This window comes from Belnapia sp. AC561, assembly GCF_979252845.1.
Window position 1 is genome coordinate 1 of the sequence record NZ_CEEDBP010000282.1, and the last position, 262, is coordinate 262.

General features: G+C 62.6%; 1 pseudogene. It reads right to left on the bottom strand.

Going from position 1 to position 262, the window contains the following annotated elements:
* A pseudogene (locus AC0IW9_RS31095) lies at window positions 1-262 on the bottom strand (TonB-dependent receptor); the annotation flags it as partial.

Sequence of the window (262 nt, forward strand, 5' to 3'; positions counted from 1 at the left end):
TGCGTGCGGTCAGCGAGGTGGTTTTGTTTTCCTGGGTGTAGAGGTTGGAGTCGCCGTACCAGTTCGAGCGTTTCACGCCTGGCATGCGGTCGCCATGTGTCCCACGCTGAATCGGCACGCCGCCGTCCGGGGTGTTGGTGTCTTTCTGATAGAAGGTGTCGATAAACACGCGGGTGTCGGTGCCCAGGCCGAAGCCGAACGAGGTGGCGATGCCCCAGCGGTCGTAGTCCACGTCGTCGCGCTCGGCCACCTGGTTGTAGTG